The organism is Flavobacterium sp. RSP49, from assembly GCF_003968735.1.
GTDB lineage: Bacteria > Bacteroidota > Bacteroidia > Flavobacteriales > Flavobacteriaceae > Flavobacterium.
In genome coordinates this window covers 1-11,195 of record NZ_RYDN01000051.1, presented here as the reverse complement: position 1 = coordinate 11,195, position 11,195 = coordinate 1, and the positions used below count along the sequence as shown (strand labels likewise).

Annotated in this window: 6 protein-coding genes and 1 pseudogene; 6 read left to right on the top strand and 1 reads right to left on the bottom strand. The window is 33.6% G+C overall.

Features of this window, described 5'->3' with window-relative positions:
* Positions 1 to 103 precede the first annotated feature (103 nt).
* From EKM02_RS14320 to EKM02_RS14305, 4 genes and pseudogenes are all read left to right on the top strand, one after another.
* Positions 104 to 703 (top strand): sensor histidine kinase, encoded by a 600-nt coding sequence (locus EKM02_RS14320; RefSeq protein ID WP_126456303.1) that lies wholly within the window; start codon positions 104 to 106, stop codon positions 701 to 703.
* Positions 693 to 1,073 carry a response regulator gene (locus EKM02_RS14315; RefSeq protein ID WP_234423206.1) on the top strand — a complete coding sequence of 127 codons (381 nt, stop codon included), beginning with the start codon at positions 693 to 695 and terminating at the stop codon, positions 1,071 to 1,073. The genes EKM02_RS14320 and EKM02_RS14315 overlap by 11 nt, the downstream gene beginning before the upstream one ends.
* Before the next feature lie 214 nt (positions 1,074 to 1,287).
* A pseudogene (locus tag EKM02_RS14310) lies at positions 1,288 to 1,631 on the top strand (ATP-binding cassette domain-containing protein); the annotation flags it as partial.
* A 72-nt stretch (positions 1,632 to 1,703) separates the two neighbouring features.
* Positions 1,704 to 6,641 (top strand): T9SS type B sorting domain-containing protein, encoded by a 4,938-nt coding sequence (locus tag EKM02_RS14305; RefSeq protein WP_126456301.1) that lies wholly within the window; start codon positions 1,704 to 1,706, stop codon positions 6,639 to 6,641.
* Between the two features lie 350 nt (positions 6,642 to 6,991).
* On the opposite strand, the gene typA is transcribed toward EKM02_RS14305, so the two are convergent.
* Positions 6,992 to 8,788 carry a translational GTPase TypA gene (gene typA, locus EKM02_RS14300; RefSeq protein ID WP_126456299.1) on the bottom strand — a complete coding sequence of 599 codons (1,797 nt, stop codon included), beginning with the start codon at positions 8,786 to 8,788 and terminating at the stop codon, positions 6,992 to 6,994.
* 162 nt (positions 8,789 to 8,950) lie between these two features.
* Here typA and EKM02_RS14295 point away from each other — a divergent pair, with 162 nt between their 5' ends.
* Both EKM02_RS14295 and EKM02_RS14290 read left to right on the top strand, forming a co-directional pair.
* Entirely contained in the window at positions 8,951 to 10,663 is a 1,713-nt protein-coding gene (locus EKM02_RS14295; RefSeq protein ID WP_126456296.1) for a PAS domain S-box protein, read from the top strand.
* A 1-nt stretch (position 10,664) separates the two neighbouring features.
* The gene (locus EKM02_RS14290; protein ID WP_126456294.1) at positions 10,665 to 11,066 is read left to right on the top strand and encodes a response regulator; all 402 of its coding nucleotides are present in this window, start codon (positions 10,665 to 10,667) and stop codon (positions 11,064 to 11,066) included.
* Positions 11,067 to 11,195: the final 129 nt, after the last annotated feature.

The window sequence follows — 11,195 nt, the reverse complement described above, 5'->3', positions numbered from 1 at the left end:
GTCATACTATTCTATTTTAGTTATCTTCGTAAGATAATCAAAATCTACAATGGTGCTACCGAAGGTTTAGTTCAACATCCGCTCCCACACCAGCAATCTATCTATGGTAATTGATGTGATAGATCATACCGATGATATTACTGAAAAATTATCTTATTTTGATTTATTCAAAGAAGGCACCCAAAAACTCTCTGAAACAATTGAATATTTGAATGAGATTATAACCATTCAGCAAAAAATAAATATTGAAAAAAAAGGAATTCGCTTAAGGCACGAAATTGAAAAAACAAGAATGGCTTTGAGTCAGGCCATCAAAGAGAGTAAAATAGTAATTACTAACACCATTCCTGACCATTTGATCGTAAATGCTATTCCCGCTTATTTAGACAGCATATTACTTAATTTATTTACCAATGCGATTAAATACAAATCCCCCCATAGAACTGCAACTTTAGAAATAAGCTACGAAACTAAAGACAATTATAGCATTATCAATTTCAAAGATAATGGTCTGGGCTTAGATTTAGAAAAAAATGGACATAAACTTTTTGGTATGTACAAAACGTTTCACGGCAATGAAGACGCGAAAGGAATTGGATTATTCTTAACCAAAAACCAGCTGGAAGCCATGAGTGGAAAAATTGAAGTAGAAAGTGAAGTGGGGCAAGGTTCTAATTTTAAAATTTATTTATATGAAGAATAAATTAACATACATCATTGACGATGATAAATTAACTGTAAAATTGATAAGCATTCTCATTTCTAAAAACAAGTTTTGTGACGAAATTGAATCTTTTCATAACCCGCAATTAGCCTTAGATAAATTAAAACACTATTTTGATACTAATGAAAACCTGCCGGACATTATTTTATTAGATTTAAATATGCCGGTCATGGATGGTTGGCAATTTTTAGATGAATTTTTGCTGATAGCCTTAGAAAAAAAAATTACTATTTTCATCATGACGTCCTCAATTGACCCTAATGATATTGAAAAGGCAAAAAAAATACCATGTTGTAAAAGACTATATAGACAAACCTATTACGGCACAAAGATTAGATTTATTACGTAAATTGATTGAAGAAATAAACTAAGTAATAACCATGGTATAATGTCGTATTTTAAAATCAAGATAAAATTACATAACAATCTGATTTAAAGCTGTTTTACTTAAAGTTAATTCTTTTGACTTTACGACTTTTAAACTTTCGACTTACTTAATATGAATCTTTGAGTAACAAAATCATACCTTGAACGTCATAATTAAAATTATTAAGATGACCCCTTTGGAAACGATACTCTTTATTAAAAATCTCCATAAACGTTATGGCACATGTCAAGCTTTAAAAAACGTTTCTTTCGAAATACAAAAAGGTAATGTATACGGGATTCTAGGTCCTAACGGCAGCGGGAAATCAACTACTTTAGGAATTGCGCTGAATGTGGTCAATAAAACCTCCAGTGTATACCGCTTTTGACGGGACAATGAAAACTTCATTAGGCCTTGAAAAAAGTGGGTGCCATTATTGAAAGACCTAACTTTTATCGCTACATGACGGCTAAGTAAAACTTAAAGTTGGTTTGCAAAATTAAAGAAATCCAATCTGCAAAAGTCAGTAAAAAGCTGGAATTTGATACTGGCAAAGTAATAAAAGGCGATTTTTCAGTAAAAAGATAATAAAAATTTTGTTATTTTTAACACATGAAAAAAACTTTACTTATACTCATCATTCTTTTTTCCATAAGTTGTTTTTCGCAGTTTAGTAAAACACATTATATTCCGCCTTTATCCGGCTCTGATCAAATAGCAGCCCAAGATCAATTTTTATATATTTCAACTCCAAGTAGTACGCCAGTGAAAGTAAAAATTAACGCTATTGGCGTTGGTATTGAAGAAGTTACAGTCTCCAAAAGTGTACCCCTTGAGTACCCTATAGGATTTGACACTAACAGTCAGTTGCACGTAGATCCAAGTTTACTAAACATCCCGTTAAATAATAAAGGATTTATTATTGAAGCTGAAAGCTTAATATATGTTGCTGCGAGGGTACTAGCGGGAGGATACAATCAGTCAGGGTCATTGGTTTCTAAAGGAATTTCTGCCATTGGTCAGGAATTTAGAGTTGGTGCTTTCGTGAACACTGCCACTACAAATAGTGCTACATTTAGATATACTTTCTTGTCTATATTAGCAACTGAAAACAATACTGTAGTTGATTTTAGCAGTATCAAACCAGGAGTAACTTTAGTTGGTAATATTGGAGTTGGAAACACTCCTCCAAGCGTAACATTAAACAGAGGTCAGAGTTATGTTTTAGCCACAGAAGACAACAGTATTGCCAACAAAGACGGATTAATTGGCGCATTAGTAAAATCGAATAAGCCAATTGTAATGAATTGTGGTTCTTATGGAGGCACAAATGGTAATATAAATGGAAATTTAGATTTGGGTTTTGATCAAATAGTTCCTGCGAATATTATCGGAAATGAATATATTTTTGTTCGTGGATTTGGTTTAAGTATTACAGAACGGCCCTTATTAGTTATTCATGAGGACAACACTAATGTCTATATTAATGGGAATACTACCCCATTTAATGCAACACCTTTAAATGCCGGACAATATATTATTCTGGATGGCAACGATTATTCTGCCAACGGAAGCTTGTATGTTAATACCTCCAAAAAAGTGTTTGCTTACCAAAGTGTTGGCGGTTTTAGTCAAGCAAATCAAGAAATGTTTTTTGTACCACCTTTAAACTGTTCAACACCAAATATTGTAGATAATATTCCATCAATTGAACGGATTGGGACAAGAACTTTTACAACAAATAGTGGTTTAAACATCGTCACTGAAAAAGGTGCAACAGTTGAAATTGCAATAAACGGTGTTAGGCAACCTATAGGCGTTAGCCCAAAGGACGTTATTGGAAATGTACTTTATGAAACCTATACTGTAACAGGCTTAACAGGTCATATTAGTGTGTTTTCAACGAAACAAGTTTATGTTTCTTACTTTGGTTCCAATAGCGCAGCAACTTATGGTGGATACTATTCAGGCTTTGATACAAAACCTGAAATTGTAAGTGATAATAGTGCAGTAACAAGCTCGAATTGTATTCCAAATGTTGTTCTAAAAGTAAGTTCTATTTCCTCTTATGATAGCTTTGAATGGTATTTTAATAACGTGTCTATACCCAATACGAACAGCAATTCATATACGCCTACACAACCAGGTTATTATCAAGTTCGCGGAAGCATTTCAGGATGTAGTGCCCCTCCCGTTTTATCTGATTTAATTCCTGTTAGTACCTGTGAAACTGATGTAGATCTTGACACCGTAAATGACAATATAGATCTTGATAATGATAAAGACGGCATAACAAATTGCACTGAATCTTATGGAAATCAAGTTATAGACATCTCCAATTCATCTAATGGATCAGTAGCAGTTGGTCTTTACTCCAATTCATTTACTGGAACAATTACCACGTCAACAACTGCAAGTACAACGCCATTTATTGGAAGCAGTGACGGAAGTTTTATTTCCAATGTACCAGCAGGAAAAGGAAACTTTGTTAGTTATAAAATGACTTTTTCTAATCCAATCAGTTTGGAAATGAAATATGTAAATATAGCTAGTGCAACTGATTTATTGAATGCAGATGCTGAATACATAATGAATTCAGATGTTAATAAAACCATCACGGTACTAAATCCAAGTGACCAACTATTAATTGATACTAACTATGATGGTATTTACGAAAGTGGAGTAAAACAATTTTCCTCATTTGAAATCAGATTTAGATTAAAAAGCATCACTCCATTGGCTGCAGGAACAGCAACATTTCAGTTTCTAACCAATTTATCGAAATCTATTAGTTTTTCACACAAAAACTTATCAGATGTCAACGCTAATAAATCAACATTAGCGATCAGTGCAGTGTGCGTTCCTAAAGACAGCGACAATGATGGGATTGCAGATCAGTTAGACAGCGATAGCGATAATGACGGAATTGCAGATACCATTGAAGCACAATTAAATGCTACTGTAGTACCAACAAATACCGATACCAATAAAAACGGAATTGATAATGCGTTTGAGCCAGGACTTATACCGATGGATACTGATAGCGATGGTGTCCCTGATTATTTGGATTTAGATAGTGATAACGATGGGATTTTAGATTCAATAGAAACGGGAAATGACCTTGATTCTGATGGAATAAAAAATTATCGCGATTTAGATGCTGATGGTGATTTATGCAATGATGTCATCGAAGCAGGATTCTTAGACCCAAACAATGACGGAGTATTGGGCAATAATCCAGTTTCAGTAAATACAAATGGTCAAGTAATAAGCGGCGTAGCATATACTACACCAAATAGCAATTACACTACTGCTGCTCCTATAACTATAACAACACAACCAACAGTTTCACCAACTTGTGAACTACAAAATGCGGTAATCACTCTAGCTGATAATGGCGGAAACACCTATCAATGGCAAGTATCCACTAATGGAACCTTTTGGACTAATATTACTAATAACGCAACATATTCTGGAGTAACTACAAATTCATTGACTGTTACCAGTGTAAAAACCACAATGAATGGTTATAAATATCGTGTAAAATTAGATAAAATTGGAAACTCTTGCGGCTTACTTTCAAATGACACTACTTTAATCGTATATACGTTACCAACCGTGAATAATACAACCATTATTCAATGTGATGATGATTTAGATGCGGTAACCACATTTAATCTAACGGTAAAAAATGATGAGATTTCAAGCAATTTTGCAAATGAAACCTTTTCTTACTACACTTCATTTTCAGGTGCTACAACGGCAAACGCTTCAGAGCTAATTAGTACGCCTAAGACTTTTACGAATACAACACCCGTAATGATGAAAGTATATGCAAGAGTTCTTAATTCTAATAGTTGTTTTAGCGTAGCTGAATTGACCCTAAAAGTTTTATCAACACAAATTCCAAGTACATTCAATAGAAAGTTCGTGCAATGTGATGATTTATTAGACATAAACGGCAATAACAATGCAAACAATGATAAAAGAGATGGTGTAAGTACTTTTGACTTTAGCAGTGCAGAAACGGATATAAAGAGTTTATTACCCGCGGGAAATTACACAATAACATTTTATCGCAATCAAGCCGATGCGTTAGCAGAAATAAATGCAATCACCAATATCTCTAATTACAGAAATATTGGTTACGTAAACACTCAAGAAATCTGGGGCCGAGTAGACAGTGATACAGATAATGCTTGTTATGGCTTGGGACATTACGTAACACTTACAGTTGAAAAACTTCCATTTGCTTACGCTGTGTCTATCCAAAGACAATGCGATGACAACCAAGATGGAAAATATACTTTTAATACATCAACATTAGAATCTGATTTAAAACAAGGACAAACTAATGTTACTGTTACTTATTTTGATCAAAATAACAATTCGATATCAAGCCCATTTCCTTCAACCTATACTACAGGCACACAAACGATAAAAGCAATTATTACTAATAATTCAACTTTAAAATGTTTTGACGAAACTTTGATAACATTCACAGTGGATGATCTTCCAGAAGCCTTCCAAGTAAATATAAATTTAACAACCGTATGTGATGATGAAATAGATCCTTTACTACAAGATGGTAAGTTTGGTTTTGATACGAGTACTTTTCAGAATACGATTTTAGGAAATCAAACAGGAATGGTTGTCAAATATTTTGATGCAAATGGAGCTTCATTATCTAGTCCATTGCCAAATCCTTTCATTAGCAGCACCCAAAACATTACAGCCGTTGTGGAGAATCCTGCTAACTCAACTTGTAAAGCTTCCATTATTTTACCTTTCATAGTAAATAGTTTACCACCTATAAACTTAAATTCTGACGGATCAGCAAACGAATTGGTCTGCTCTAATCTTCCTACTTTTTTTGTAACACTAAATGCAGGGATTCAAGATGGATCCCCAACTACTGACTACACCTATAAATGGTTTAAAGATAAAGTTCTTCTACCAACTGAGAACAACTACACGCTAGATGTAAATCAAGAAGGAAACTACACTGTAGAAGTAAGAACAGTTTCAGGATGTTCTAGAATTCGAACTATAAAAGTTACAGCTTCTGATATTGCTAGTATTAACAGCATTGATGTAGTTGATTTAGCAGATACAAATACGGTAACCGTTAATGTATCCGGAAAAGGAATTTATGAATACAGTCTTGACGAACCTTTTGGACCTTTTCAAGATTCAAATTTCTTTGATTATGTACCAGCGGGAATTCATGAAGTTTACATCAATGACAAAAATGGTTGTGGAACAGTGAGCCAAAAAATAGCCTTAATTGGCGTACCTAAATTTTTCACTCCAAATGGAGACGGCCAAAATGACTATTGGAATGTAAAAGGAGTAAATGCTGATTTTAATGCAAATTCGACCATCTATATTTATGATAGATACGGCAAATTACTAAAACAAATTACAGCTTCCAGTCAAGGCTGGGACGGTACTTTTACAGGGCAGCCATTACCCTCTGATGATTATTGGTATACCATAAAATTAGCTGATGGAAGAGAAGCTAAAGGTCATTTTAGTTTGAAACGATAAAACAATTAATAGGGCATGCCACCATAAATAGAAAAGGCCTACTTATCATTATGCGGAATTAGCCCTTTTTATTTATGCTGTCGGGCTATCCGCGCTACTTCGGTAGCTTGCTGCTATCCCTTATGCAAATCCCGGATAATATTATTTATGAATATCAATTAATCTAAATTTTATGGTACAATACCGTCATAGTTAAAATGTGCCGCAAAAAAACAACTGACATTTACACCTCACAAGAGGCCATTAAAATTGTGTAGCAAACAGCGAATTAAAACCAATAAAAGGGATCTAAACACCAAAAAAAAGCCATTCGAATCAACGAATGGCTTTTCAGTTTTATAAAAATAAAATTAGATTTTAAATCTTTTTCTATCTGTTTCTGTCAAATATATTTTTCTCAAACGAATCGATTTTGGAGTTACCTCAACATATTCATCTTTTTGAATGTACTCTAAAGCTTCTTCGAGAGAGAAAATAACTGGAGGAATAATTCTAGCTTTATCATCATTTCCAGATGAACGAACGTTAGATTGTTTTTTCTCTTTAGTTACGTTGACACACATATCATCGCTACGTGAGTTTTCTCCAATTACTTGACCTTCGTAAATTTCATCATTAGGATTAACGAAGAATCTACCACGATCTTGCAATTTATCGATAGAGTAAGGAATCGCTTTTCCTTTTTCCATAGAAATCAATGACCCTTTGTTACGTCCAGAAATTTCTCCTTTGTAAGGCTCATATCCTATAAAACGGTGTGCCATAATAGCCTCACCAGCTGTAGCAGTAAGCAATAGGTTACGCAATCCAATGATTCCACGAGACGGGATATTGAATTTTATAATCATACGCTCCCCTTTAGTTTCCATACTCAACATTTCTCCTTTACGGAAAGAAACAAACTCTACCGCTCTTCCAGACAAATTCTCTGGTAAGTCGATTGTCAATTCCTCGATTGGCTCACATTTTTTACCGTCAATTTCTTTGATGATAACTTGTGGTTGCCCAATTTGTAGCTCATATCCTTCTCTCCTCATTGTTTCAATAAGAACAGACAAGTGAAGTACTCCACGACCAAAAACCATGAACTTATCCGCTGAATCAGTTTCACCCAATTTCATTGCTAAGTTTTTTTCCAATTCTTTATTCAACCTGTCTCTGATATGACGAGAAGTTACAAATTTACCTTCTTTTCCAAAGAAAGGAGAGTCATTGATGGTAAATAACATACTCATCGTTGGCTCATCAATAGTAATTGTTTGTAAGGCTTCCGGATTTTCAAAATCAGCGATAGTATCTCCAATTTCAAAACCTTCAACTCCAATAATTGCACAAATATCTCCAGCAATTACTTCTTGCACTTTTTTACGACCTAATCCTTCAAAAGTATGTAATTCTTTAATACGTGATTTCATGATTACACCATCTCTTTTGCACAAAGAAATTTGCATTCCTTCTTTCAAAACACCTCTTTCTAAACGACCTATAGCGATACGACCTGTAAAAGCAGAGAAGTCTAATGAAGTAATCAACATTTGAGGAGTTCCTTCTGATACTTTAGGAGCAGGTACATTAGCAATAACCATATCTAATAATGCTTCCACATTATCAGTTACGTTTTCCCAATGATCAGACATCCAATTGTTCTTAGCTGATCCGTAAACTGTTGGAAAATCCAACTGCCACTCTTCTGCCCCTAATTCAAACATTAAGTCAAAAACTTTTTCATGCACTTCTTCAGGAGTACAGTTTTCTTTATCTACTTTATTAATAACAACACATGGTTTCAAACCAAGGTCTAATGCTTTCTGTAATACAAAACGGGTTTGTGGCATAGGCCCTTCAAATGCATCTACAAGTAGACAAACTCCATCGGCCATATTCAATACACGCTCTACCTCTCCGCCAAAATCGGCGTGACCAGGAGTATCGATAATGTTGATTTTTGTTCCTTTGTATACTACAGAAACATTTTTAGAAGTAATAGTAATACCTCTTTCACGCTCTAAGTCGTTGTTATCAAGGATTAAGTCACCTGTGTTTTCGTTATCACGAAATAACTGACAGTGATACATAATTTTATCAACCAAAGTTGTTTTACCGTGATCGACGTGGGCAATAATTGCAATGTTTCTAATAGATTCCATCTGTGATTTTTAATGGGTGCAAAGGTACACTTTTTTTTGATATAAAAAATATTTAGTCAATAGTTTACATATTCTTAACCTATTAGAAACAAAAAAAAGAGCTTACAAAATAAGTTAGGAATGATACTCGGTAATTCATCAATAATTATTTACATTTGAGTAATGAAAAGCAAAACTAATCAAGTAATCCTGATCTACATTCTTATCGCTCTGTTTATAGCTATTATTAGCCATAAACTAGTTCTAAAATACGCTCCTGACGAGAATCTGCCCTTTTATACTTTTACAAAAGATCTTCTGTTTGTATTTTTTACAGGAATCATTTTTAAGCTTATTTTATCAAAAAACGACACCAGAAATACAGCCATTATTGAAAAATTAAAGAGTTCAAATGACGATATTAAGGAATCAAACGAAAAATATGACATAGTAGCTAAAGCCACCAGCGACACTATCTGGGACTGGAAAATAGAAGGAGACAATTTCTACTGGAACAAAGGAATTGAAACTGTTTTTGGCTATAAACAAGACGAAGTAGGCCACAATTCAACATGGTGGTTTGACAAAATTCATCCTGAAGACAGCATCAAAATGTCTATAAAATTATACGCTTTCATAGAACAAAAAACTGAACATTGGCAAGATCAATACCGTTTCAGATGTGCTGATAACTCCTATAAATATGTACTAGACAGAGGTTTTCTATTAAAAGATGAAAACGGAAAAGCAACCCGAATGATTGGAGCCATCCAAGATATCACAAAGCAAAAAGAAGAAGAACAAAGACTAAAATTGCTAGAGACCGTTATTACTCAATCAAAAGATTCCATCATCATCACCGAAGCCAATTCGATCGACGGAAATATCCCAAATATCACCTACGTAAACCCGGCTTTTTCAATAATGTCAGGATACAATTTCAAGGAAAGCATAGGTAAGTCCCCAGAAATTTTTAATAGTCCGAATTCAGATTACGAGGAATTAAAAAAACTAATGATTGCAATACAAAACAAGGAAGAGTGCATTATTGAAACCATCAGCTACACAAAAAACAAAAAAGAATACTGGGTACGCTTCTCCATGATACCAATTTATAATACTGACAACGAACTATCACATTGGATCTCCATCCAGAGAGACATAACTGATGAAAAAAAACAAGAAAAGGAAAAAGAACAGCTTATTCGAGAGCTAACACAAAACAACAAAGATCTAAAACAGTTTTCGTACATTACTTCACACAACCTTAGGGCTCCATTATCAAATTTGACAGGACTTTTGAACTTAATTGAAGACATTCCTATTGATAATCCAGAGTTAAAAGAAATTTTATATGGCTTCAATAAATCTACCCATTTATTAAACGAAACTATTAATGACTTAGTCAAAGTAATCATCATCAAAGACAACCCTTCAATCAAAAAAGAACCAGTACTTCTTCAAGATATTTTTGAAAATGTGTTCAATCAACTCAACTTTCAAATTGAATTATACAAACCCATTATAAAAATTAATTTTGAAAAAGTTTCTATTATTAACATCAATAAAGCGTACATAGAAAGCATTTTACTAAACCTATTAACCAATGCCATAAAATACAAATCCGAAAATAGAAAACTAAAAATAACAATCACAACCAGCGAAATTGACGACACAATTGTATTAATTTTCAAAGACAACGGAATAGGCATCGATCTGGAAAGAAACAGAGATAAAATTTTTGGTCTTTACCAGAGATTTCATAATTATCCGGACAGCAAAGGATTAGGGCTCTATTTAGTAAAATCTCAAGTTGAAACCATGGGAGGAACAATTAATATTGAAAGCGAAGTCAATAAAGGAACTATATTTACATTAACTTTTAAAAATAAATAATATGTTAGATACAATTTTATGTGTTGATGATGACCCAATAACACTTATGCTGTGTAAAAAAGTAATCAACAAATCATCCTTTTCTAACGAAATAATTACTTCTCAAAATGGCGAAGAAGCACTAAAATACTTCAATACTATCAGACAAAATAATGATAACAAACACTATCCGCAATTAATTTTTTTGGATCTAAACATGCCCGTAATGGGAGGATGGGAATTTCTGGATTATTTTAACAGCCCAGAGTTTTCAGATTTTAGCGCTATTAAGGTAATTGTACTTTCTTCTACAATTGATCCGGAAGACTTAGAAAAAGCAAAAAAATACCCTATGGTCATTGACTTTTTATCAAAACCAATAACCTTATCTATGCTTGAATATTTAAAGAATAAGATTAGCTGATACTACCCATAAAAAAAGCTCTCATCCTAAGAATGAGAGCTTTTTATTTATATAAATGTCCCGTCCTGAAATAGCGATACACAAAAAGTATCCTAATGGAAAAACATGAAGAAACACGCTATGTGAAGC